Here is a 25497-nt window from a genome sequence, read left to right on the forward strand (position 1 = left end):
GCTTTTCCAATAATCATTCCTGCACTTGATTTAATCGATGGTTCCGTTGTGCGATTACATCAAGGTGATTATAAGCAAAAACGTGATTATGGCAACGATCCACTTTTACGCTTACAGGATTATGAAAAACAAGGTGCTAAACTGTTACATCTTGTTGATTTAACAGGTGCGAAAGATCCCCAAAAACGCCAAATTTTACTAATACAAAATCTGATTAATGGTGTGCAAATACCAGTTCAAGTTGGTGGAGGAATTCGTACTGAAAAAGATATACAATCATTGCTATCTGCCGGCGCTGCTCGCATAGTAATTGGTTCGACAGCTATTAAGCAACCCGAATTGGTCAAACAGTGGTTTTCAAAATATGGTGCAGAAAGGCTAGTATTGGCTCTTGATGTCCGCATTGACAACCAAGGAGATAAATATGTCGCTATTCATGGGTGGCAAGAAGATTCCTGTCAGACACTAGAACAAGTGATTGATGATTACCTTCCTTATGGCTTAAGGCATGTATTGTGTACAGATATTTCCAAAGATGGCACACTCAGTGGATCAAACGTTAAGTTGTATCAAGAAATTAGTCGTAAATACCCACAGATTGCTTTTCAAGCGTCTGGCGGAATTGGTCAATTGAGTGATGTCAAAGCACTGAAAGACAGTGGTGTTAAAGGTGTCATTGTTGGCCGTGCTTTACTTGAAGAAAAATTTACAGTTCAGGAGGCAATTTCATGTTGGCCAAAAGAATAATTCCCTGTTTAGATGTTCGCGATGGACAAGTGGTTAAAGGTGTACAATTTCGTAATCATGAAATTATTGGAGACATAGTCCCCTTAGCAAAAAGATATGCAGAAGAAAGCGCAGATGAGCTCGTTTTTTATGATATCACCGCTTCGTCAGATGGCCGTGTTGTCGATAAAAGTTGGATCTCAAAAGTTGCCGAAGTGATTGATATCCCTTTTTGTGTTGCTGGTGGTATTAAAACGGTTGAAGATGCAGGTAAAATATTAACCTTTGGAGCTGATAAAATTTCGATTAATTCCCCTGCCCTTGCTGATCCTAGTTTAATTACACGACTTGCAGATCGTTACGGAGTACAGTGCATTGTAGTTGGCATTGATAGCTGGTATGACAAACAGTCAAACAATTATCATGTTTACCAATTTACTGGTGACGAAAAACGCACCGTTGCCACAAAATGGAACACTCTCGACTGGGTACAGGAGGTACAAAAACGTGGTGCAGGTGAAATTGTTCTTAATATGATGAACCAAGACGGCGTTCGTAATGGATATGATATTATTCAACTAAACGCCGTTCGAGAAGTATGCAACGTGCCACTAATTGCTTCAGGCGGTGCTGGTACTATTGAGCATTTTCTACAGGCATTTAATGAAGCACAAGTTGATGGAGCATTAGCTGCCTCAGTTTTTCATAAACAGATTATTAATATTGGTGAACTTAAACAATATTTGGCACAACATGGAGTAAATATTCGATTATGTTAACGCAAAATTGCAATACCCAATTAGATTTACAACAACTGGATTGGCAAAAAGTGGATAATTTAATGCCAGTCATTATTCAGCATTATGTTTCGGGCGATGTGTTAATGCTTGGCTATATGAATCAAGAAGCGTTAGCACAAACACAAAATAGCGGCAAAGTCACTTTTTATTCACGAACCAAACAGCGCCTTTGGACAAAGGGTGAAACTTCTGGCTATTTTCTTAATGTTGTGAGTATTTCAACTGATTGTGATAATGATACATTATTGATTTTAGTTGATCCAGTTGGCTCAACTTGCCATACCGGCTCAACAAGTTGTTTTGCTTCGACTAAAACCCAATGGGGATTTTTATTTGAATTAGAACAGATAATTGCAGGGCGTAAAAATGCCGATCCTAAATCATCATATACCGCAAAACTGTATCATGACGGCACTAAGCGCATAGCCCAAAAAGTGGGAGAAGAAGGCGTTGAAACAGCCCTTGCTGCAACAGTTCATGACAGAGAGGAACTAAAAAATGAATCTGCCGATTTAATTTATCATTTATTAGTTTTACTCCAAGACCAGAATCTGTCTTTACAAGATGTCATTGGTATTTTAAAAGCAAGACATAAATAGTTATAATCCATCCAAAGTGCGAGTTATATCGCACTTTGTTTCAATTTTTTTATTCTCATAAAAAAGATAGAATAAATTAGTAAACTGGTAATTTTACCCCGTTAAACATCGTTAATACTTCGGAATTTTTTTCACATAACATAAGTTTGTCTACAGCTTGTCGATTCAAATGAGCCGAAAACTGACTGATAAAATCATACATATAACTGCGTAAATATAATGAGCGAGGAAAAACAATATAGGTCGTGCTGTAAGGAAAAATATGTCCAGCATTAAGTACAACTAAATCGTCATCTGAAGTATTGATCACCGCCATTTTTGCCACAATACCAACGCCGACACCTAATTTAACATAAGTTTTAATTAACTCAGCATCCGTTGTGCTAAAAACAATATTAGGTGATTGGTTAGCACGCAAGAAAGCTTGATTTAAATCTGAACCATCATTAGAAAAATCATAGCTAACTAACGGATATTTTGAAAGCTCTTCAATCGAAATTAATTTACTTTTGGCAAGCGGATGATCTTTCATCACAATCACAGCTTGATTCCAGTGATAGCAAGGTAAGGCAATCATATCATCGCTAAGCTGTGAGATATCGGTCACAATAGCAAATTCAGCCTGACCTGCTTGAGTTTGTAAAATACATTGAGGAGATGATCCTTGCTCCATATGCAATGTAATATTTGGATATTGCTGCATAAACTGTTGAATCACAACTGGCAATGTATAACGAGCTTGAGTATAGGTAGTGGTAATTGTTAATGAGCCTTGATTTGGTTGACTAAACTCTTTGGCGATAATCTTAATATCATTGGACTTATTGAGGATCTCTCGGGCAAGAGCAATGATTTTTTCACCAACCGGTGTGATTTGAGAAAGGTGTTTACCCACTCGAGTAAATATCTGAACGCCGAGCTCGCCTTCTAATAATTTTATTTGTTTGCTTATACCGGGTTGAGAGGTATACAGTTTTTCGGATGTTAGCGATACATTGAGGTCGTTATTTGCGACCTCAACAATATAGCGTAATTGTTGCAATTTCATAACACTCAAACGCTCCTTTAACTGTATGCCTTTCTTCCTTTTTAATAACATTACAAAAGGAAGAATTGCTAAGGTAAGTCATTTCACAGCCTAGCACAAAAGAATAATTATTTTATACTAAAACGTATACTTTCCTGAAAGTTTTTCACAAAATTAAGACGTGCTTACCTATTTTTTACTATTGATCCATTTGCCATTCACATATTGCATCACCCAACCCGTCGATTTTCCATTAACTTCAGAAGTAACATATTGTTGTTTATTTTTACGGCTAAAACGAACAATTGATGGATTACCATTAGGATCTTTATTTGGTGCTTCGGTCAAATAAATGAATTTTTCGGGCAAGCGCTCTTTAAAACGTTGTAACTCTTCTATCAAAGGTGCGCGTGTTTCTCTTGATTTTGGAAAATTATGCGCCGCCAAAAAGATACCCGCAGCACCGTCACGTAATACAAAATGTGCATCTGACTTGGTGCATTTTAGTTCAGGTAGATCAACTGGGTCTTCTTTTGGTGGTGCAACATCACCATTTTTTAAGATCTTACGCGTATTTTTACAATCAGGATTAGTACAGCCCATATATAGGCCAAATCGCCCTGATTTTAAATGCATTTCTGAACCACATTTTTCGCATTCAATAATTGGCCCTTCATAACTTTTAACCTTAAAGTTACCTTTTTCAACAATAAAACCATCACAAATCGGGTTATTGCCACAGATATGCAGTTTTCTTTCATTATCAAGTAGATAACTATCCATAGCCGTGTGACATTTTGGACAGCGTTTACGGGCTCTTAAAGCATCAGTTTCTGCTGTTTCAGCTTCTTCTAGAATATTTAATGTTTCGTGCTCAGGAATTAAGTTAATGGTCTGTTTACAACGCTCTTTAGGTGGCAACGCATAGCCTGAACAAGCTAAAAATACACCGGTACCAGCAGTCTTAATACCCATTTCACGCCCACAATTTGGACATTTAATTTCAGGTGTTAGCACTAATGGATTAAGCTGCATTCCGCCTTTATCTGGTGCTTGTTCAGCAACCTCAAGATGCTGACTAAAGTCACTGAAAAACTGATCCAGCACTTCACGCCATTCTTGTTTTTTATGAGCAATTTCATCCAGAGCATGTTCCATACGTGCTGTAAAATCATAACTCATTAGATCATTAAAGTTTTCACTAAGTCTATCGGTAACAATTTCACCAATTTTTTCAGCATAAAACCGACGATTATCTAAACGTACATAACCACGATCTTGTATTGTCGAAATAATGGTTGCATAAGTCGATGGTCGCCCAATTTCTCGCTTTTCAAGCTCTTTAACAAGAGATGCTTCGTTATATCTTGCTGGTGGTTTGGTAAAATGTTGATTTGGATTTAAGTTAATTAAATCAAGCTTATCGTTTATCGATAGTGATGGTAATATTTTATCTTCATTATTTTTGGCTAGCTGTGGCTGCACTTTAGTCCAACCATCAAAACGCAATGTCCGACCTTTGGCTTTTAAAGTAAAATCACCTGAATTAACCGTAATTGTTGTTGAGTTATATTCAGCCGATGTCATTTGGCAAGCTACAAATTGGCGCCAAATTAGTTGGTATAATTTAGTGGCATCAGCTTCAACATCACTAAGATTATCAGCTAAGATAGTAACATCTGATGGGCGAATCGCTTCATGTGCTTCTTGCGAGTTCTTTTTACTACTGTATACATTAGCCGATTTTGGTAGATATTTATCGCCAAAATTTTTACCGATATAATCACGTACCATCGCTAACGCATCCTGACTTAAATTGGTCGAGTCAGTACGCATATAGGTAATGTAACCTGCTTCATATAATCTTTGAGCCAACATCATGGTTTTTTTAACACCAAAACCAAGACGAGTACTTGCTGCTTGCTGTAAAGTTGAGGTAATAAAAGGTGCTGTTGGATTACTTTTAGTTGGCTTTTGTTCAATATTAGTTACTTGATATTGGTTTTTACTAAGTTCAGCTAGCGCAATATCAATGGCAATTTTATCTTTAGGTTCGAATGCTTCGTTTTTATAATGAGTAACTTGCAAACTTAATGGCTCATTTTTAGCCGTGTTCAAATCAGCAAACAGATCCCAGTATTCTTCAGGAATGAAAGCATGAATTTCGCGTTCACGCTCAACAACAAGACGTACAGCAACAGATTGTACACGACCAGCTGATAACCCCCTAGCAACCTTTTTCCAAAGTAATGGCGATAGCATAAAGCCAACTACCCGATCCATAAATCGACGTGCTTGCTGGGCGTTAACCCGATCCATATCAAGCATCGATGGTTCATTAAAAGCATTTTTGATCGCCGTTTTGGTAATTTCGTTAAAAACAACACGACGATATTTGCTATCTTCACCACCTATCACGTCTTTAAGATGCCATGCAATGGCTTCCCCTTCTCTATCCAAATCGGTTGCGAGATAGATCATGTCAGCATCTTTAGCCAGTTTTTTCAGTTCAGATACTACCCTTTCTTTACCTGGTAGAATTTCGTAATGCGCTTTCCAACCGTTATATGGATCAACGCTCATGCGATCAACCAATACTTGTTTTTCTGAACGTTTAACTTTTTTCTCAACTTTATCTTTTTTGTCTTTTGTTGATTTTTCAGCTCGTTGGCTGCTACCACTCACAGGTAGATCGCGAATATGACCTACACTTGATTTAACCACGAAATCTTTGCCAAGATATTTATTGATCGTTTTTGCTTTGGCTGGTGATTCGACAATAACAAGGAATTTTCCCATAATTAAACCTTTCTATTCTGTTGTTTGTATTATTTACTATCAATATTTACATCTAGGAGTGATAGTAAATCATCTTTAATTGTTGATACTTTCGTTGCATATTGCTCTTTCTGCTCTGCATCTTCAATTAGTTGAGTAATGGTTTGTGACAACGTGCATCCACGGCGTTTAGCTAAATTAGCCAATCGTTGCCAAACTAAAAACTCCAAATCAATGGATTTTTTCCGAGTATTTTGTTGTTCTGCATTAAAATGGCGCTTTCGCCTTGCACGAATAGTTTGCTTAAGGCGATTATCTAAGTCAGGGTTTAAATGCTGTTTTATCCAATCAACGACACCAGTTGGGTTATGCTCTAATAACAATAACTCATTGACCGCCTGCTGCGCAGCGCTTTTTTCAATATAACGTGTAATTAACTCGCCTTCTAAGTGCCTTTTAACTAGATAATTCCATTTCCAACCACATTCAAGGTTTTCTAACTGTTGATATTTCATCTGTTCACCTTGTGACGCTGTAACTAAATAGCTATTTGTAGCATAATCTGCTCACACAATAAAGAAAATTATTGCGTTTGACAAATTTTTTATAAATCTGTTATCGTGAGCCTCTCATTTCGATCTTTATTTAAGGAATCCTACATAATGGCTAAAGCTGATGTTATTTATATTAATGGCTATATTTACACCGCAGATAAACAAGACAACGTGTGTGAAGCTATCGCAATCGAAAATGGCTATATTATTGCAACAGGCTCCACGCAAGAAATAAATAGCAGTCGCTATGTTGATAATCATACAAAAATTTATGATTTGCAAGGCAAAACAATGATGCCAGGTATTATTGACTCACATTTACACACCTTTTGGGGTGGCATGCAATTATCATCATGTAATTTAAATTACCAAAGTTTAACTATTGATGAGACTTTAGCTATTATTCAAGACTATTTAGATAAAGATAATCCCAATCATAACGCTAATTGGTTGCAAGTCCGTGGTTGGTTACGCCAAGAAGTGTTGCCAATTGGTACAGATATTACTCGTTTTGATCTTGATAAACTCAATACAAAACGCCCTGTTATTTTGTTTTCAAATGATTGCCATACTTTGGTTGCTAACAGTATAGCATTAGAAAAATTTGGTTTAGATAGAAACACTCCTGAACCATCGGATGGTAAAATTGGTCGTACTGATGACGGCGAATTAAATGGTATATTAGAAGATGCCCCAGCCATGCGTGCTTTTGATAGTATTTCTAAACTAACAGATGAACAAGCACTTAATATTGCTAAATTATCGCAAGCAGAATTAAATAAACAAGGCGTTACTGCTGTTATGGATGCTCGAATTACTGAAACTCAAGCCGATGCCTTTTTAAGACTACAGCAACAAGATGGGCTTTCTATCCGCCTGTTTGGCGCTCGGGAATTGCCACCTGATGATGTATCATCAATCGCCGATATTCCAAATGTCATTGAGAAAGTAAAACAGTTTGCCGCTCGTTATGATGATAAAAACTGGCAACCTAAACCAGGCATTAAAATATCACATACTAAGTTATTTGTAGATGGCGTAATGCAAGCACCTTTGATGACTGCACGATTACTTAAACCATATCAGTTAGAAAACGAAAAAGATCGTTACGGTGATCTTTATTATTCCACTGAAATGTTAAATGCATTAATACTTGAATCCGCAAAAGCAGGTTTTCACCCACATATGCATACTGTTGGTGAAGGGGCAATTGAAGTGGTACTTGATGCTATTGAAAAAATGCGAAAAGCCTTACCTGATGCAGATATCCGTCCAAGCACTGCACATAACGAACTAAGCGCAACACACCAGTTTGCCAGATATAAACAATTAAATGCTTGCGTAGTATTTTCTTTCCAGTGGGCTGGTTGTAGTTCAGCAATGGTTGAGCAGTATCAAACTCTATTTGGTCCAGAGCGTTATAATGGATTAGAAGCGCACGGGCAATACATTGATGCTGGTGTAAACTGTGCGTTTGGTAGCGATTGGCCAATTGATCCTTTAAACGAATGGTATGATTTCCAAATTGCTATGACTCGACAAATTGATGCTGATCATCCACGATTAGACAGCGATCGTAATTTAACCATTACTGAAGTATTGCGTAGTGCTACTATCAATGCTGCATATGTATTAAATCAAGATGAATATATTGGTTCAATTGAAAAAGGTAAATTTGCTGATTTAATTATTTTAGATCGCAACCCATTTACCATACCAACTAATGATATCCAAAACGTTAACGTGTTAACAACTATTGTTGGCGGTAAAACGGTTTATCAAAATGATGTAATTTAAAATTTAAATTTTTTATGTCAAATTACTACACCACAATTATTAGTGGTGTAGCATAAATAATTATCCAAGCTTTAATCAACTTCAATTGCTTTTGATTTTTCTGTTTCCACCGCTGTCGTTTTTGTGAAATGTAAGATAGCAGCAATAATCAATGCTCCGATAAACATATCAATCACATACCATATGGCTCCCTTAGTCACTCCCCCTAACGCTACTAGACCACCGAATGCGACAAGCGAATCTATGCCATTTATCATGCCTAACAAACCTGCAACCGCTGTACCAACAACAATTGCAATGATAACGCGTTTAGGATCTTTGGCGGCAAAAGGAATGGCACCTTCGGTTATCCCAGCTAACGATAAGAAAAAAGCTGTTATTCCAAACTCTTTTTCTTCTTTAGTATATTTTGAACGTGAAATAATCAATGATGACACCGCTAAACCTAATGGTGGAATAGCGCAGCACATACGAAACACGCCATTTGGACCATAAACTCCCTCAGCCATTGCTGCTAGGGTAAATGCAGTCGCCGCTTTACTACATGGTCCTCCCATATCAAGCGCCGCTAATACTCCGATTCCAATACCTAAAAATGCGGCATTCACCTCTGACATCCCTTTTAAAGTAGCGACCATAACTTTAACAAACCAATCGAGAGGATAAGATAATCCATAAATGTAAAGTGGTGCCATCACTAATATCGTCACCGTAGGGATGATCATCACTGGCATAATCGAGGCAATTACCGGATGGACTTTAATCGTTTTCAACCATTTCACGAAATAGCCGATTAAAATACCAAAAATCATTGCACCAATAAATCCTGTACTAACTTGATTATAACCAACCGGATTATTAACCACATAGCCCATAATAAATGCAGGCGCTAAAGCTGCATTGCCACCAATAGAGTAAGCCATATACGCAGCAAGTACTGGAACCATCATAGCAAAACCATATAAGGCAACTTGCTTTAAATCAATAAAGAATTGATTACTTGGCTCAATATTGCCATTGGTCACATTTCCTGTCATTAACACAATTGAAAAAAGAATTCCCGATGTGAGAATGACAGGTAAAAACTTACTGATCCCCGTATTTAAAGCTCTAAATATCTCTTTACCGATACTATCTTTAACAACCTTTGCCGATGTTTTCTCAGCATTATTAAAAATATTGGCAGTATTTTTAACTGCTTCACCCGTACTTACTTTTATGACATTTTTATAAGGCTCAAGCCTATCAGCATTTTCAATTGAAATATCAGTCGCTAATAAAATTATATCGGCATTTTTAAGATCTTGTTCAGTTAATGAATTTTCAATACCTGCAGCACCTTGGGTTTCGACTTTATAATCCCAACCGCGTTTTTTCGCTTCATTTTCAATTTTTTGCTTAGCAATATATGTATGCGCCATCCCTGCGGTACACGCACAAATCGCAACAATTTTTTTTCTAATCATATAAACCTCTAATCTTATTTGCCACAGATTGAATATCGCTTTTGAGCAAATCTTCGACAAAATCATCATTAGCTAAATTCGATGCTAATTTAGCAATAATGGATAAATGCTCTTTATTGGCATGCTCTGGCGCACCAATTAAAATAACTAATTTAACTTTATTACCATTATTCCAAACTATGCCATCAATATATTTACCGACAACAATAAATGGTGTATTAACCGCTGTACTTTTAGCATGAGGCAATGCAATATCTGGCAACACATCTGTTTCCATTTCTTGCTCATGATCCATCACATCTTCAAAAAAACTTTTAACATCTATTAAATAAGGTTGGCTAGTTTGAGCCATTAAATTAATGATGGATGATTTCTGATTCGTAACTTCACTGGTTAAATCAACCGATAAAACAGGGATTGACTGCATAAATAGATCCTCTTTATTAATGATAACTGCCCAAGATAAATTAATTTTCATTTCTTTGCATTTAATGTACAACAATTGATTTATGCTGACATTTATTTTGTCTGACAAATAATAGATGGATCACAAATATGAAAAGTTTAACTCAAAGTTTTAATCAATCCATCTAGATTAAATTGATCAGAAATAACTCGTAATATTGCATTAAAGTTTATAATTTACCCGCTCTGGCGTTTTTTACAAAAAATTAGCTTGCATAATTATTATAATATGGCAGAATTCCCTGCCGCTTTAAGCGGGTAAAAAGGCAAAACTATACTTAGTAGTTTTTTATTGTTTTTTGGACAGAGGAGCAAAATAAGTCATGTCCGCAATAAAAATGAAACGAGTTTTAACCACTCCTGCATTAATTGCATTTGGTTTAGCTTATATGGTTCCTTTAGGAATCTTCACCACTTATGGGGAAGTTACCGTTGCTAGTAACGGACACTTACCTGTAGCTTACATTATTACTCTTGCTATGATCTTCTTTACAGCATTGAGCTATTGCCGAATGGCAAATAAGCTTCCAATTGCTGGTTCTGCTTATTCTTATGTACAACGTACTTTTGGTGGAAAAGTTGGTTTTTTAGTAGGTTGGGCACAGATCCTTGATTACCTATTTTTACCAATATTAAATTATTTGGTATTAGGTATTTATCTTAATGAAGCATTTCCAAGTATTCCTGCTTATGTTTTTGTACTTGGTTCATTGTGTAGTGTTAGCTTATTAAACTATTTAGGTATTAAATTAATTAATTCAGTAAATTTTACATTGATTATCATTCAGATTTTTTTTATTGGATTATTTATCTTTTTAATCTTAACTAATGTAAGTCTAACTCCAGAAGCGATGATAAAGCCTCTGCAAGTTAATGCTGGTGATTTTAACGGTTTGCTCTCTGGCGCAGCAATTTTATGCCTAGCCTTTTTAGGTTTTGATGCCATTGCTACCCTAGCTGAAGAGTCTAATGATGCACAAAAATCACTACCAAGAGCGATTATATGGACAGTTCTTATTGCAGGCTGTATCTTTTTAGTTGTCTCTTACTGTGCTCACTTAGCTTATCCCGTATGGCAGGATTTTATAGATAATAAGGATACTGCAAGTTTAGACGTGGTTCGTCGAGTTGGTGATATTAGTCAGCTAGGGGGAAATTTTATGTATAACTTCTTCCAAGCGGCTTATTTAACGGGTGTCTTTGCCTCGGCAATGACTGCGCAAACCAGTGTATCACGAATTTTCTATGCCATGGGGCGAGAAGGCGTGTTACCTAAACAAATTTTTTATAAGGTTCACCCCCGCTTTAGAACACCTTATTTATCGATTATTTTTGTCGCCTGTTTTTCACTATTATCATTAGTGTTAGAACTGAGTTTGGTTGTTTCTATGATCAGCTTTGGTGCTTTAGTTGCATTTACTTTTGTTAATTTGTGTGTAATTAAAAGCTACTTAAGCGATATCAAGGCAAAAACAGTTTCTGTCCTATTTAAATATGGGCTGTTGCCATCCATTGGTGTATTACTTTCATTATGGTTATGGACAAGTCTTGATGCGACAGCGATGATTGTTGGTTTAGTTTGGTTATCTATTGGATTTATTTATTTAATTTATCTAACGAAAGGTTTTACCAAAAAATTACCATCAATTGATCATAAAGAATTGAATTCAATAATTAAAGATTAATTTAATCTTTTTAAACAGGTCTACTTAAAAGTATTTAGTTATGCCCTTTTTAATAATTCCGTCGACCTTAGTCGACGGAATTATTGAAATATTTATTAATTGAGTTAATTATTCACCAAAACCTGTCGCAAATAATTCACGAATTTCGTCCATTGCAGCTTGTTCGTCTTCACCATCACAGATAATTTCAACAGTTGCCCCGCCTTTAACTCCTGCACCAAGCAAACCCATCATACTTTTTAATTTAATTGCTTTATCATTATACACAAGCTCAATTGATGATTGATAACGACCTGCTAATTTAACTAGTGTTGTTACAGGGCGAGCATGCAAACCTGTTGAATTTTTTACTACCATTTGCTCTTTTAACATAATAAAGTCCTTATTTTTATCTTAAAGTTAATACAATACCTGTATTTATATCATAAATTAATCGACTATGCTTCTTTTTTAAGAGTAAATTTGTATAATTTATATAAACCATATGTTTGTCTAAATTTGGTATGAAAGTTACACCCAAAAATAACGTACAACATGAAAAAAGATAGGTGCTGCAAAACACACAGAATCTAAACGATCAAGCATTCCACCATGACCACTGATAAAATTTCCCCAATCTTTTATACCTTTATCACGTTTGATGGCTGACATAACCAGGCCTCCCAAAAAACCTAGTAACGTAACAATAAGTGAAATTAAACCTGCTTGTACACAACTAAAAGGTGTTATCTTAAATAGACACGCACCTATTAAACTTGCTAATAAGGTTCCCCCTATAAACCCTTCAACCGTTTTAGATGGTGATAAATTTGGGATAATTTTGTGCTTACCAAATAATTTGCCAAACACATATTGAAAGGTGTCTGAAAGTTCAATAATCAACAATAAAAAAGCAGTCAAAAGAAGATTACGATCTTGATAATTGTCGATTGGTAATATTAATAGTGCTGGTACAAAAGAGATGTTATAAACTGTAATCATTAGTCCCCATTGCACTTTAGCCGTTCGTTCTAAAAAATTATTGGTTGAACCAGTTATTGCCGCCAAAATGGCTAATAATAAAAAACCATAAACAGGAATAAAAACGCAAAACAATCCATACCACGACATAGCTACTAAAATATATTGCAAAGGTAAAGCTATAAAATAAGCAAACATCAAAGCATAAGAATCATAATGATTAACAGGCGTTATGGTTAAAAATTCACGTAAAGCAATGACAGATAATATAAAGAACAGAAAAATTACAGCAAATTTGCCTAAAAAAAAAGCAATACTAATAACTGCTACCATTACCCACCATGCATTAATGCGAGTGTTGAGATTATCAATTACACTATTTGAACCACCAAGATGCCGTTTTAATAGCCAACCTACAGTAGAGGCAATGGCAAGAAAAATACCGATACCTAAAAATAGTAATAAAATATCAATTTGATGACTAGACATTGTTGTTTCTCCTTTTTATTTATTTGCTATTAACGTAAAGCTTTTTTGCTATAACTTTATTATCAAGACTAGATAATGCCACTAAACCATGCTCCTATTAACAATATAATTTGTATAATCAGTAATGTTATTTGTTTTCTAAATAACCTTAACGTACCTTGTTGGCGTTCAATGATAGTCCGTTTTGTTAACTGATTGGACTTAATTAAATGAAGGGTTAACAGTGCATTATCTAACTCAATAAGTGTATTGGCGAGTTGTTTATTGCGAGTAGACAAATATTTAAACAGTTGTTTATCAAACTGAATTCGTAATGTGTAATAAATCCCAATCAGTCCCATAATAAAAGCAGCAAAACAAAATAAGGTTAATGGTAAAGCATTGTTAATCATCCAATTAGAGATCAATCCAAAGCATAATGCTGTAATAGTGAAAAATAACAATAATAAACCAATTGATAAACTGATAGTCAGTAAACTACAAAATGTCACAAGTGATGTTTGACAATCTGTTGTAAATTTTTTGGGTTCATCATGATTTAACATACTGACTTCCTTTTTTTATTTGTAAAAACCAGTCTAACAAAATTATTCGTTGCTTGGCTGTAATAACAATTGTATGACGGCGTTCTTTTACCATACTTATTGCTTCATCTAAGTTCGATGCTCTTTTAGTTAACAATAACCAAGCAATAATTGCGGTAGCACTGCGCGAATATCCCAAAGCACAACAGACTAATAATTTACCTTTTTTGTAATGCTGATTAATAATTTCAGCTGCTTGCTGACATTGTTCAATCGTCAGTGGCGTCATATCTAATACAGGGATGAGATTGTACTGACCATTAAAATGAGGAATTGGTAATTCAGCGCAAAGATCAACAATTGAGAAAAAATGATTTGTGCGCAAAGTATTATTGGAAGGTATTCTACCTAAATAAACATTATCACAAATCAAATCTACCGACTTATTTTTAAATGTCCACAATCGTGAATTAACCCATATAATCACAAAATAAGGCAGATATAAAATAGTAACTGCAAGATTAAATTTTCCATTAGTCTGTTTTTGAAAACCGACTGTACCAACTAATAAATAGTTTACTGAAACTAATAAAAATGCAACAGAAAACCATAATAACCATAATGCCCATGAATAAAAGTAAATAGCAATAGAAAAGGAAAATGCAAACAGTAAAAAATAAACGCTACTCCAAAAATACTGCTTAGGTAATTGGTAATTTTTTATTGGTGATAGACTATCATTTGGCCATAACCAAATACAGAAACACCCTACTCCGACCCCTGTAGGGACGTCAAAAAAGTGATGTTGCCAAGTTGTTAATACAGATAAAGCAATTAATAAACACCAAATATGTAAAATATAGCGCCTCACACCACGAAAATAGCCAACATAAAATTGCCATAAAATAACCAATAATGTAATGTGAAGCGATGGCGCTTGATTAAAAGGTTTATCAAATCCCATCAAAATATCAAATAATAATCCCGATAATCCATCTAATGTTGGGAGCTCAAAAGAAAACTTAAGCGGAAAAATCAAAAAACAGATAATACAAATAATCTGAGCGGATAAAAGTCGAAGACAAAGTATTTTTAGAGCTCGATGAGAGCAAACAAGTAATATTGCTAGTCCATACATAAGGTCTATCGACCAATAAGGTACGATAGACCAAGACCACAATGGAATTGAATGTTCCCATTTAAAAACTATACTTCCTACATCACTACGTGTAGAGGTAAACCAATTGGCAAAATTATAGCTAGTAAAAAAGAAAATAGCTAAACAAATTAACCATATAAACTTATAAATAGTTAGCTTATTAAATCCTAGTTTTACTTTATCCATTATTTTATTCGTTGTGCTAGCGATACAGTAAAAATCCCCCACTGATCAATACGCATTGTTATTTTTTTAAACCCAGCAGTTGCAACCAACTGATCCATTTCACGTTGAGTTCGTCTTCGCATAATCCATGGTTGACCATCACGATGTGATGTTAACGCTCTTGCTATAAATTCCAATTGAGGATGCCATGGCTGATTGGTATAAATTAAATATCCCCCTTCAGGTATTGAGTCAGCAAGGCCAGATAAAGAGTTACGTAGCAACTGATTATCACTAAACAGCTCATACAAACCAGATACAACAGCTAAAGTTGGTTTAGGTGATAATTGGGCTAGTTGCTCACGATTAAAAGCATCACCTTTTTCAAAACGTGCTATATTTACTAATCCTTTCTCTTCTATTAATGTTTGACCTGCAAGCACATTAATATCACTATAATCTCGTAGTAAAATCGAATTGGGTTTATTGGCAATTTGATTAATCGTTTCTAAAATATAACGCCCATGCCCTGCTGCTATATCAACAATATCGACAGAATAGTTCTGATCATATAATTTATTGATAGCTAGTTTTAATAGCTCTTCAAGATGTACTTTTCGTTGTCGAATTCCTCGCCAACCAATAGATTGTAAATAAACATAATCAAAAAAACGCCCCAATTTTGATGTTCCCGATGGTTCATTACGGTAAACATAATCAAGCGCACTACCCGAATCAAATCCCGTATCGATACCAAGCCTAATTCCGTCAGATATTTTACTGACATATTTTAAATTGGCTTTAATAAACTTCCAGTATATAGGTTTAATCAAACCCGATGGAGGCATCGTTAAATTATCTGCTTCTTGCCTAGTATATCCTACAAGATCAGCATTAACTAATGGCGGTACACAAATTTGATTGGCGAAACAACCAATAATAAATCGTCTTGCACGATCGATAGCGAATTTTCGTTCTTTTTCGCCAAATGTATCATGATAAAACCCTGGGAGAATGTGAAATTCTTTTTGTTGTGTGCCCAAATTATCGTAAAACTGTCTTTGCGGTTTTCGTCTTACTACATAATCCGATCCAGAAACTAACAATTGTGTTGGGACGGTAATTGCATTTGCATCTTTAACAACACGATCTGATACTGAATATAAATCAAGCAAAAGTCGTACAGAAATAGGTCGAGTAATTAATGGGTCTTTTGTAAACGAAGTTGCTCTTTCTAAATCATGCGTTAATAAATTAGGTTTGACATAACTATTAACAAAAAAATTCCCTTTCAAATTATATAGTAATTTCAATCCTGGCACCGCTAATGGTACATATAATTTTACGCTAAAAGCTGGTGAACCTAATACCAAGGCACGAATATTTGGCACATAGTCATGTACCCATGCCGAAGCAATCACAGCACCAACACTTTGGGCTATAATAGCAATATCTTCTTGACGGAGGTTATACTCCTGCATGATGTGTTCAATGAAACAGTTAGCATCTTTAATTAATGTTGCAAAATTAGGAGCATCACCTCGCTCACCTTCTGATTGACCATTACCTCTAGCATCCCAAGCAAAGATTTGATAATCTGGTAGATTTAATTCATCAGCAAGATGTGCAACACGTCCTGAATGTTCATGCCCACGATGAAAAATGACTATTGCTTTAGGTTGATTAGCATTGCTATCAATAACAGGCCAATAGCGATAGAATAACTGACAGCCATCATAACTAATAAATGTTTTTTGTTGCTGTTGACGCATATTTCCCCTCGTTATTTTTGGACTTCTTGAATGCCATTTCGTATTCTGTTAATTACAGTACAAACAAGCAAAATACTAATGATCCATAATAGCGCATTGATGTAACTTAAAGGTAATAAATAAGTGGCAATCGCTAGACTAATTCCACCAAGCACAAATGCTCGATCGCTCTTACCCATTGGTCCATCATACCGCCGTGAAGCACCAATCATAACACCTAGCACGCCACTGTATTCTGTTAATAACGACAATAAAACCACTAAAATGACTAAATAGTTATTGACACATTCAATTTGTGTAAAAATGAGTAACAATGCGCTATCAGACACAACATCACAAATTTCGTTTAAATAAGCACCTAAATTTGATTTTTGGTAATATTCTCTTGCTAATATACCATCAATGGCATTAAGTGCCATACGGATAAACATCCATATTGGAATAAGAAAAAAAATCCATTGATATTTGGCTAATACTCCAACAATCAAAGCGATAAAAATCGATCCAAATCCAGCTATTAATGTTACTTGATTGGCGGTAAAATTTGCTTTATAAAGAGCATTGGCATATGGTCTAAGTAATGCTTGAAATTTTGGTTTTAATTGATAAATCGACAACACAACTAACTGATCCTCCTTGTAAATGCATTACTATGAATAATTTTATACATTATCACATAGTTATATGTCATTATAATGATTAAAAAATACGTTGTAATTGGGTATACCTTAATGAGCTAACAATAAAATGTAAACGATTTAGCACGTTCACTTCTCCCGCTCCATCATCAAAATCCAAATACAATAAATTAAGTTTAGGATTCAAGTCACGCATACGTTTTTCAACACCTTTTGAAACCACATGATTAGCAATACAGCCAAAAGGTTGCAAACTAATGACATTGTTAATACCATACTCAGCAAAACTCATGATGCCTGCTGGAATCAACCAGCCTTCTCCAAATTGGTTACTTAAATTAAGAATTTGTTCAGCTTTTTTTGCTATATCACGGATATTATGAAATGGTTGATAATATTTAAAATTAGCCAGAATTTGATTAGTTTTATCAATATAACGTTGTGCAATCTTCTCAAAAAAGTGTAATAAATAGGAAAGATACCTTTTCGATTCAAGGTGATTATCAATATTACTATCAAAATTTACAAAGCCTTGAACAAAAAATTCGAGCATTGGAGGTATCACTGGCTCAATGCCTTGATCAATTAACCAATCAATACTGTGTTGGTTACCAAAATTATTATATTTAACATAGATTTCACCTACAATACCAATTTGTGGGCAATTTTTGTTTAGAACTTCTACTTGGTTAAAATCAGCAACTGCTTCGGCTAATAGTGTATAAATTGCTTTATGACCTTTATACTGACTAATAGCCTGCTCTAATTTTCTTATGTAAAGATCCTTGAGTTGATCAACTTGTTGTTTTATCTTTGCTCTAGGCGCTACAGCGTAATACATTTTAGCTAATGAATCAGTAAACAACATAGCAAAAAAAGAAGTTGGCAGTGCTTTAAGCCAATTAATTTTAAAACCTGGCTGTTCACTCTGATTCATGTTCTTAGGACTAAGTGATATGATTGGTATATCTTCAAAACCATTACTAATCATGGCCTTTTTAATTAATGATAGATAACTACTTGCACGACACTGTCCCCCTGTCTGAGTAATTCCAATCGCAACTTCGTCACGATTATACTTACCAGATTGAAGAGCTTTGATAATATCGCCAACAATAATGGTTGCTGGATAGCAAATCTCGTTATTACAATATCTTAATCCCCACTCAACCGAAGTTTTATCTGGTTTTGGCAATGTTTCTAGTTTATAGCCCAATAATGCAAATACTGACGGTAAAATTGGCGAATAAAAGTCAGAAAGAAACGGAGCTAGTATCGTCCTACGCTGTTTATCTTGTTTATTAAAAATATCTATTTTTTTACGTTCAAGAGATTTTAATGGCTGTTGGTGATTCATACGGATAGATTCAATTATTGACCGCAAACGTAAACGAACGGATCCCGTTGCTGAAATTTCATCAACACGAATAATCGTGCAGGTTTTGCCTTTTGATTCTAATATCGCTTTACATTCATCGGTGACAATCGCATCAGGTCCGCAACCGAATGAATTGAGTTGAACGAATTGAATATTATTTGCTTGTTGTGCCACAAAGGTTGCCGCAGCATATAAACGATTTGGATAACTCCACTGTGAACAAATTTGTAGTTCTGGTGACAATTGATTGATCGCTCCCAATACCGAATCTTCAGTAATCACATCGCAACCAAGTGCATTTAAGATTTCGGGAGTTTTATGGTTTATTAAACTGTCACTATGATAAGGACGCCCCGCTAAAACAAATACATAACGTCCTGTTTGTTTAGCATTATTTAAGACTTCAATTGCTTTATTATAAAGTGATTTTTTAAATTCAGATTGAGCAATTATTGCACTAGAAAATGCTTTCTCTGCCACAGCTTTATTAATACCTAACGAAGTTAAATATTTAATACAGCCTTTTTTAAGTAATTTAATATTGGTGAAATTAATAACCGGATGATCAATTGGCAAGCCATATTTAATTTCGGGATTAATAGCACTATTTACCACTTCAGCATAACTACTGACTATTGGACAGTTATAACTATTCACAGCATTATCAAACTGCGCAAACTCAAAAACCACCATGGGCATAAAAATACGATCAACCTTTTGTTCAATAAGTTCCATAATGTGCCCATGCACCAACTTAGCAGGAAAACAAACACTATCAGACATGACTGTTCCTGCCCCTTTTTCATAAATAGCATTGGTCGAAAATGGCGAAAGAGTAACTTTAATGCCACTGTGAGTTAATAACGTATGCCAAAAAGGAAAATTTTCGTATTGCCCTAACACTCGCGGAATACCAATATTAATTTTTACATCAGAGGTTGAAATTGCAATACGATCAAATAACAACGCATTTTTATAATCAAACATATTAAATGAATTGTTATCTTTTTGAGGATTATTACTTAAAAAACGTTCACATTTATTGCCTGAATAATAGCGTTTCCCATTAGCAAAACGATAAATTACAATATCGCATTTATTTTCGCACCCTTTACAACGCGAAGGTTTAGCTTTGTTATCTTCGGCTTTGTATAAATTGTTTAAACCAATAAATGTTGATGCTATTGGGTTTTGTTGATAGTGATTTTTTACTACTAATGCAGAGCCATAAGCCCCCATTAATTCAGGTATATTAGAACTCGTAATTTGTGCACCAGTTAATTGTTCTAACGCTCTAAAAACTGCTGGATTTTTAAAAGTTCCTCCTTGTACCACAATATGATCACCTAGTTTTCGCATATCGTGGAGTTTTAATACTTTGTGAATCGCATTTTTTATGACTGAAAAAGCCAACCCAGCTGAAATATCACCAACGGTAGCATTCTCGCGCAAAGCTTGTTTAACTTTAGAATTCATAAAAACAGTGCATCGTGTACCTAAATCGCAAGGGCTTGTTGATTTACAAGCCGCATCAGCAAAGTCGATCGTATTAAAATTAAGTGATTTAGCAAATGTTTCAATAAACGACCCACATCCTGATGAACAAGCTTCATTAAGTTCAATATGATTAACAACACCATTGGATATAAAAATAGCTTTCATATCTTGGCCGCCGATATCCATTACAAAGCTTACCTCAGGATCGATATGTTTTGCAGCGGCAAAATGCGCCATCGTTTCAACAAGTCCATCGTCAAAAGCAAAAGCTGCTTTTAATAGCTCTTCGCCATAACCTGTAACACCTGTGCGAGCAATAACAATGTTTTTACTTGATGATGCAATTTCTTGCTTTAATTGTGTTAAACCTTTGCTTAAAGCACCAATAGAGTGACCATTATTTGGTGCATAATAGGTAAAAAGCAACTCATCATCTTCACCAACTAAGGTAATTTTTGTAGTTGTAGATCCACTATCAATACCTAAAAAAGCGTTTTGTTTTTGATAATCAGCTAGCTCAATTTTAGGAATTTCAATATATTTTCTTTGTTTTTTCCAATCATCAAAAGGCAATAATTTATTAAATAATGGATTTAATCTAAAAGACTGTTTAGTGGTTATTTTTGTTGAGGCATTTAATTTTGCAATAAAATCAGTAATTGAAAGTTCAGTACGATCCAAAAAATGAATTGCAGCTCCCCAAGCCGACAATAAGGTGGGATGTTCAGTTTTTACAATTTGATCTTCAGTTAGCTTTAAAGTCTCTAAAGCCGCTTTACCAAGTGTTGGAATAAATGAAAATGGTCCACCAATTAACATCACTTTTGGTACAACGTCATAACCACGCGCTAAGGTGTTAACTAACTGAATACAAACGGCATGCAAAACAGAATATGCGATATTTTCTTTTGAAACGTTACGACTAATCAGATTTTGGACATCGGTTTTAGCAAAAACACCACAACGAGAAGCGATTGGGTAAATTTTGTTGTGATTTTGGGCGAGAAGATCGAATTGTTGAACTGGAGTATTAAGTAACGTTGCCATCTGATCAATAAACGCTCCAGTTCCACCAGCACAACTGCCATTCATACGAATATCTGGTGGACGATCTGGGAAGAAGAAGATCATCTTACTATCTTCTCCCCCTATATCAATCAATGTTCTTACTTCGGAATATTTTCGTTGCACAACTTCTGAAGCAGCTACCACTTCTTGAATAAAAGCAATCTCTGCTTTTTCCGAAATCCCCATTCCTGCCGAACCAGTCACTTTCACCGACAAGATAATATTATTGCCAAGTTTTTGTACTATCTCATCTAATAATCGCAACACAGTTGCTATAACATGGGTATTATGGCGAACATAATTGGTATACACAAAGTTATCATGCTCATCAAGTAACACACATTTAGCTGTTGTAGAACCAACATCCAATCCTAACTTATATAGTTTTGACATAATAAACTCACATTTAGCAAGAATATAGCTAACTATTAAAAAATTAATTTTATTTTTATAAATGACAATTATAGCTAAATGTTTAAATTTTTTAATAGTTCTGTTTAAAAAATATCTCTCAGTAGATAATAACAGTGTCAAAAAGTTTCCGGTAACTATACGTTTCAGTATATTTTTATAAATAAATGTTACAAGTCCTTCTCTAATCCTTGCTTAGCTATCGCAATCACATTTTTCAAATCAACACCTTGTGCTTTGGCAGCAAAAATACAACCGCAATAACATTGACGATACACATCATACTCCTTGCATAATTCAATAGAGCGTTTATAACCGTTATTTTTTTTGAAATCAGAAGGTAGATAATTGACCGAAAAGATCTCTTGAATTTCAAACCCCAGTTCGTTTATTTTTTGGCTATTCTTTTTAGGGCTTAGTGTTAAAGCACTTGCAAAATAGTCAAAGCCCAATTCTTGTGCTTTAATTGCGGCCAGATCTAATCGCATTTTGTAACAAATATGACAACGCTCGCCGCCTTCGGGCGCATCACGCAAATGACCAACTTGTTTAATAAATTCTGCTGGCTGATAAGGTGCTTCTAAGAATTGAACGTTATTACCTGTTTTTTGATTAAAGTCAGCAATAAATTTCTGTTGCACCACACTACGGTGCTCATATTCAACTCTAGGATGGATATTAGAATTAGCAAAATAAATCGTAATATCTGCATATTGTGCTAAATACTCTAAAACATAAGTACTACAAGGTGCACAACAACTATGAATTAATAACTTTGGTCGAACTGATTCTGATTGCCAATTATTAATCACTTCTTTTAAAACAGAATCGTAATTTACTTTATTATGTGGATTTAATTTTTCGAGAATATTTTTAGCATTAATTAACATGGGGACTCATTTATTTTGTTTTCTATTTTTTGGGGTCTAGCTAACTAAGATCTTAGTCGGCCAATTATGATATAGCTATACACACTAACCTTCAAGGAAAAAACTAAAATTCTATATCTAACTTTATGAAACTGACATATTTTTATATATAACAAATGAGGTTTATCATAAAGCTAAAAAAGAAATTCAAACATATTAATACAGCTGCAAATTAGTGCCATTGCTGACGTTGTTGTATCAATCAATTTTTATTTGATTATTTATAATAAATGAACTATTGCTAATTTAATTTTCTCTCCTAGCATTTGTCGACATTATCTTTTGAACATAACGTTTTTCTAAAATAAATGCGATACAAAAATAGACAATGGTTAATATCCACAAATGCCAATATTGCTGACTAAATTCGGAAAAACTTGCTCCCATTTGATTTATTTTTACTGACCCTACTATAGCTGGTACAGCTGGAAATATATAGCCAATAAAATGGAACAAAGGAGGCATCAATTCTTTTGGCCAAGATAATCCTGTAACAAAAAAGATAATCATACTTGACGGTATAATTAAGCAAAACACATCACTTACCGTATGGACAAAATATGAAACAATTTTACCTAATAACGAAGTGGACAAAATAAAAGGAAGAATAAATAGTAAGGAAACAGATAGATGACTTAGGCGCGGTAAGTCATACCAATAGTTAGCAAATACGGTATAAATAATAAAATAGATTAAATAAAGCACTAAATAAGTCAATAATTTACCAGAAAGCAGGAATAATGCCGATGAAACCGTGTGATTCTGTTTATTAATAAAGGCTATTTCAAAATCAGAATTTTTACTAAATAGACGGCATAAAATACTACCGATAAATAATGTCTGATTTAAGATCAAAATAAAAGCGGCTGGAATAATATAGGTTGCATATCCTGATTGAGGATTAAATAAACTAATTAACTGGCTATTAAAAGGAGAAACATTATTATTTGCCACTGCAGGGTCGACACCTTGCGCTATTTTGCGTGAAATTGAAATTTTAGCGCCAAAATTACTGGCAACGGTATTAATGGCGGTAGCAACATTACTATAAATTAAAATATAGCTCGCATCGCCATAATATGACACTGGGCTAGTTTTTCCTTCTAATATATTCTTTTGAAAACGGTAAGGTATGAGTACAACTCCATATATTTTACGTTCTTCGATAAGTTTTTTAGCCGTTTCTAAGTCTGCAATATGTAAGTCTATATTGATGGACTTATTAGCATCAAGTTGTCTTACTAGATCTCGACTGTAATTGGTATGATCTTGGTCAATAACAGCAATAGGAACATCTCGGATTGCTTCATGTAAATAAGGTTGTGGGTAAAAGATGAAATAGATAAATATTCCCACAAACATAACGCTAACTATCGCTTTGGTTTGGAAAATTCGTTTTAATTCATCATAGGAAATTAATAGTAAAGATTTAATCATATCAACCGCCTACGGATCTTTCGTAAAAAAAGATAAACAAGAATAGCCATAACACTTAATTGGATCACTAAATAAACAAACGGTTGTAAGGAAGTTACTATATTTGGCGATCTTAATGTTTGATCAAGACGAATTTGTATATACCATGTTACAGGTAATAAAGCACTCCAAATATAAGCAAAGGTATTCATTGCAATCCGAGGGAAAATAAGCCCAGTAAATCCAAACGCAGGTGATGCTACTAAGCTTGCAGTGCCATAAGCTTGTGCTAGTGTTGATCCCGTTAAACCAAAGAAAATGCCATACAAACATGAAGTCAAAATAAAGCCTATATCACCAAGTATAAGCAATATTAAATGTCCATTTAAAGGTAAATTAAAATTAGCAATTAAAACCGTATCAAATAGAATCAAGCAAAATAAAAAATAGATAAAATAAGGAATAATGCGTCCTAATAAAAAGATAAAAATATTATGATTAGCTAATTTTAATATTTGCTGATACCCCGTTCCAGTAAAACGATCACGAGTAATACTAGTAACCATGGCCATCATAATAATGATTTGTAATATAGTAGGAATTAAACCACTAATTAACGTATATAGATAATTTAAAGTTGGATTATATAAAGGATGTAAACTTGTCGGTATAGTTTGCATTTGGCTTTGTGCAACTGGTGAAGCAATTCCTTTTTCTAATAATCCTTGCAATACTATTTGACTATTTGCTGTTTTCAATGCGGAACTCATCGCCCGAAAAATAATCGTTCCAGCTGACATATACTGATTATTATAAAAAGCGACAACTTCTGGCTGATGACCAGCTATAAGATCTTTTTCAAACTCATGCTGAATGAAAAGCACAGCATAAACATCACCTTTAATCAACGCATGTTTAGCTGAGGTAAGATCTTGATAACGTTCAGCTACCTGTAGCTGAGGTGAAGCAGCAACTTGTTGAATCAATAAGCGAGATGATTTGGTTGTATCTTGATCAACAACAGCAATAGGTACCTGAGTAATAACACCGGCATGGTACATATAAAAAAATAAAAAAATAAATAATAAAGGATAGATGAAAACTAATAAACACAAAATACGTTGTTTAATTAATTTACGAAGTTCCCATCCAATTACTTGAAATAGCCGGTGATACATTAATATCGTTCCTTTT

The 25497-nt window shown here is 34.6% G+C and carries 20 protein-coding genes; 5 read left to right on the plus strand and 15 right to left on the minus strand.

Going from position 1 to position 25497, the window contains the following annotated elements; genetic code table 11:
* Positions 1–9: 9 nt before the first annotated feature.
* The 3 genes from hisA to hisIE are packed head-to-tail and all read left to right on the plus strand — an operon-like array spanning position 10 to position 2125.
* On the plus strand, positions 10–747 hold the full coding sequence (gene hisA / locus ACGH49_RS06770; RefSeq protein ID WP_411588792.1) for a 1-(5-phosphoribosyl)-5-[(5-phosphoribosylamino)methylideneamino]imidazole-4-carboxamide isomerase: 738 nt from the start codon (positions 10–12) through the stop codon (positions 745–747).
* Entirely contained in the window at positions 729–1505 is a 777-nt protein-coding gene (gene hisF, locus ACGH49_RS06775; RefSeq protein WP_411588740.1) for an imidazole glycerol phosphate synthase subunit HisF, read from the plus strand. The genes hisA and hisF overlap by 19 nt, the downstream gene beginning before the upstream one ends.
* Complete coding sequence (hisIE, locus tag ACGH49_RS06780; RefSeq protein WP_411588742.1) at positions 1499–2125, plus strand: bifunctional phosphoribosyl-AMP cyclohydrolase/phosphoribosyl-ATP diphosphatase HisIE; 627 nt, start codon at positions 1499–1501, stop codon at positions 2123–2125. The genes hisF and hisIE overlap by 7 nt, the downstream gene beginning before the upstream one ends.
* A gap of 76 nt (positions 2126–2201) precedes the next feature.
* On the opposite strand, the gene cysB is transcribed toward hisIE, so the two are convergent.
* The 3 genes from cysB to matP form a co-directional block, all read right to left on the minus strand.
* Entirely contained in the window at positions 2202–3173 is a 972-nt protein-coding gene (cysB, locus tag ACGH49_RS06785) for an HTH-type transcriptional regulator CysB (RefSeq protein WP_411588744.1), read from the minus strand.
* A 168-nt stretch (positions 3174–3341) separates the two neighbouring features.
* Positions 3342–5951 (minus strand): type I DNA topoisomerase, encoded by a 2610-nt coding sequence (gene topA, locus ACGH49_RS06790; RefSeq protein WP_411588747.1) that lies wholly within the window; start codon positions 5949–5951, stop codon positions 3342–3344.
* Positions 5952–5980: 29 nt separating this feature from the next.
* Positions 5981–6445 carry a macrodomain Ter protein MatP gene (gene matP / locus ACGH49_RS06795; protein ID WP_065607235.1) on the minus strand — a complete coding sequence of 155 codons (465 nt, stop codon included), beginning with the start codon at positions 6443–6445 and terminating at the stop codon, positions 5981–5983.
* A gap of 147 nt (positions 6446–6592) precedes the next feature.
* On the opposite strand from matP, the gene ACGH49_RS06800 reads away from it, so the two are divergent.
* Positions 6593–8281, plus strand: coding sequence for an amidohydrolase (locus tag ACGH49_RS06800; protein ID WP_411588749.1), 1689 nt, complete (start codon positions 6593–6595; stop codon positions 8279–8281).
* Positions 8282–8352: 71 nt separating this feature from the next.
* On the opposite strand, the gene ACGH49_RS06805 is transcribed toward ACGH49_RS06800, so the two are convergent.
* A complete protein-coding gene (locus ACGH49_RS06805) occupies positions 8353–9747 on the minus strand; it encodes a PTS fructose transporter subunit IIC (RefSeq protein ID WP_411588750.1) in 1395 nt (464 codons plus the stop codon).
* Positions 9740–10225, minus strand: coding sequence for a PTS sugar transporter subunit IIA (locus tag ACGH49_RS06810; RefSeq protein ID WP_411588752.1), 486 nt, complete (start codon positions 10223–10225; stop codon positions 9740–9742). The genes ACGH49_RS06805 and ACGH49_RS06810 overlap by 8 nt, the downstream gene beginning before the upstream one ends.
* 310 nt (positions 10226–10535) lie before the next feature.
* Here ACGH49_RS06810 and ACGH49_RS06815 point away from each other — a divergent pair, with 310 nt between their 5' ends.
* A complete protein-coding gene (locus tag ACGH49_RS06815) occupies positions 10536–11897 on the plus strand; it encodes an APC family permease (protein ID WP_411588754.1) in 1362 nt (453 codons plus the stop codon).
* A gap of 108 nt (positions 11898–12005) precedes the next feature.
* Here the strand turns inward: ACGH49_RS06815 and ACGH49_RS06820 are convergent, their stop codons facing one another.
* The 10 genes from ACGH49_RS06820 to ACGH49_RS06865 form a co-directional block, all read right to left on the minus strand.
* A complete protein-coding gene (locus ACGH49_RS06820; RefSeq protein WP_065607244.1) occupies positions 12006–12269 on the minus strand; it encodes an HPr family phosphocarrier protein in 264 nt (87 codons plus the stop codon).
* A 138-nt stretch (positions 12270–12407) separates the two neighbouring features.
* On the minus strand, positions 12408–13346 hold the full coding sequence (locus ACGH49_RS06825) for a phosphatidate cytidylyltransferase (protein WP_411588756.1): 939 nt from the start codon (positions 13344–13346) through the stop codon (positions 12408–12410).
* Between the two features lie 68 nt (positions 13347–13414).
* The gene (locus ACGH49_RS06830) at positions 13415–13891 is read right to left on the minus strand and encodes a hypothetical protein (protein ID WP_411588758.1); all 477 of its coding nucleotides are present in this window, start codon (positions 13889–13891) and stop codon (positions 13415–13417) included.
* On the minus strand, positions 13878–15215 hold the full coding sequence (locus ACGH49_RS06835; RefSeq protein WP_411588760.1) for a dual specificity protein phosphatase family protein: 1338 nt from the start codon (positions 15213–15215) through the stop codon (positions 13878–13880). The genes ACGH49_RS06830 and ACGH49_RS06835 overlap by 14 nt, the downstream gene beginning before the upstream one ends.
* The gene (locus ACGH49_RS06840; RefSeq protein WP_411588762.1) at positions 15215–16966 is read right to left on the minus strand and encodes a bifunctional alpha/beta hydrolase/class I SAM-dependent methyltransferase; all 1752 of its coding nucleotides are present in this window, start codon (positions 16964–16966) and stop codon (positions 15215–15217) included. The genes ACGH49_RS06835 and ACGH49_RS06840 overlap by 1 nt, the downstream gene beginning before the upstream one ends.
* Positions 16967–16977: 11 nt before the next feature.
* Entirely contained in the window at positions 16978–17586 is a 609-nt protein-coding gene (locus tag ACGH49_RS06845; protein WP_411588763.1) for a CDP-alcohol phosphatidyltransferase family protein, read from the minus strand.
* A 79-nt stretch (positions 17587–17665) separates the two neighbouring features.
* Positions 17666–21940 (minus strand): acyl-CoA dehydratase activase-related protein, encoded by a 4275-nt coding sequence (locus ACGH49_RS06850; protein ID WP_411588765.1) that lies wholly within the window; start codon positions 21938–21940, stop codon positions 17666–17668.
* Positions 21941–22128: 188 nt separating this feature from the next.
* The gene (locus tag ACGH49_RS06855; RefSeq protein ID WP_065560076.1) at positions 22129–22848 is read right to left on the minus strand and encodes an epoxyqueuosine reductase QueH; all 720 of its coding nucleotides are present in this window, start codon (positions 22846–22848) and stop codon (positions 22129–22131) included.
* A 285-nt stretch (positions 22849–23133) separates the two neighbouring features.
* Positions 23134–24324: an ABC transporter permease gene (locus ACGH49_RS06860; RefSeq protein ID WP_297223739.1), complete on the minus strand. Its 1191-nt coding sequence runs from the start codon at positions 24322–24324 to the stop codon at positions 23134–23136.
* Complete coding sequence (locus ACGH49_RS06865; protein ID WP_411588766.1) at positions 24321–25481, minus strand: ABC transporter permease; 1161 nt, start codon at positions 25479–25481, stop codon at positions 24321–24323. Before ACGH49_RS06865 ends, ACGH49_RS06860 begins: the two co-directional genes overlap by 4 nt.
* Positions 25482–25497 lie beyond the last annotated feature (16 nt).

The sequence above is a fragment of the Gilliamella sp. BG7 genome (genome assembly GCF_046635565.1).
Classification (GTDB): Bacteria; Pseudomonadota; Gammaproteobacteria; order Enterobacterales; family Orbaceae; genus Gilliamella; species Gilliamella apicola_P.

Bases quoted from the DNA above. Each gene is read 5' to 3' on its own strand.
- hisF (WP_411588740.1), top strand. From the start codon at position 729: ATGTTGGCCAAAAGAATAATTCCCTGTTTAGATGTTCGCGATGGACAA.
- hisIE (WP_411588742.1), top strand. From the start codon at position 1,499: ATGTTAACGCAAAATTGCAATACCCAATTAGATTTACAACAACTGGAT.
- cysB (WP_411588744.1), bottom strand. From the start codon at position 3,173: ATGAAATTGCAACAATTACGCTATATTGTTGAGGTCGCAAATAACGAC.
- topA (WP_411588747.1), bottom strand. From the start codon at position 5,951: ATGGGAAAATTCCTTGTTATTGTCGAATCACCAGCCAAAGCAAAAACG.
- matP (WP_065607235.1), bottom strand. From the start codon at position 6,445: ATGAAATATCAACAGTTAGAAAACCTTGAATGTGGTTGGAAATGGAAT.
- ACGH49_RS06800 (WP_411588749.1), top strand. From the start codon at position 6,593: ATGGCTAAAGCTGATGTTATTTATATTAATGGCTATATTTACACCGCA.
- ACGH49_RS06805 (WP_411588750.1), bottom strand. From the start codon at position 9,747: ATGATTAGAAAAAAAATTGTTGCGATTTGTGCGTGTACCGCAGGGATG.
- ACGH49_RS06810 (WP_411588752.1), bottom strand. From the start codon at position 10,225: ATGAAAATTAATTTATCTTGGGCAGTTATCATTAATAAAGAGGATCTA.
- ACGH49_RS06815 (WP_411588754.1), top strand. From the start codon at position 10,536: ATGTCCGCAATAAAAATGAAACGAGTTTTAACCACTCCTGCATTAATT.
- ACGH49_RS06820 (WP_065607244.1), bottom strand. From the start codon at position 12,269: ATGTTAAAAGAGCAAATGGTAGTAAAAAATTCAACAGGTTTGCATGCT.
- ACGH49_RS06825 (WP_411588756.1), bottom strand. From the start codon at position 13,346: ATGTCTAGTCATCAAATTGATATTTTATTACTATTTTTAGGTATCGGT.
- ACGH49_RS06830 (WP_411588758.1), bottom strand. From the start codon at position 13,891: ATGTTAAATCATGATGAACCCAAAAAATTTACAACAGATTGTCAAACA.
- ACGH49_RS06835 (WP_411588760.1), bottom strand. From the start codon at position 15,215: ATGGATAAAGTAAAACTAGGATTTAATAAGCTAACTATTTATAAGTTT.
- ACGH49_RS06840 (WP_411588762.1), bottom strand. From the start codon at position 16,966: ATGCGTCAACAGCAACAAAAAACATTTATTAGTTATGATGGCTGTCAG.
- ACGH49_RS06850 (WP_411588765.1), bottom strand. From the start codon at position 21,940: ATGTCAAAACTATATAAGTTAGGATTGGATGTTGGTTCTACAACAGCT.
- ACGH49_RS06855 (WP_065560076.1), bottom strand. From the start codon at position 22,848: ATGTTAATTAATGCTAAAAATATTCTCGAAAAATTAAATCCACATAAT.
- ACGH49_RS06860 (WP_297223739.1), bottom strand. From the start codon at position 24,324: ATGATTAAATCTTTACTATTAATTTCCTATGATGAATTAAAACGAATT.
- ACGH49_RS06865 (WP_411588766.1), bottom strand. From the start codon at position 25,481: ATGTATCACCGGCTATTTCAAGTAATTGGATGGGAACTTCGTAAATTA.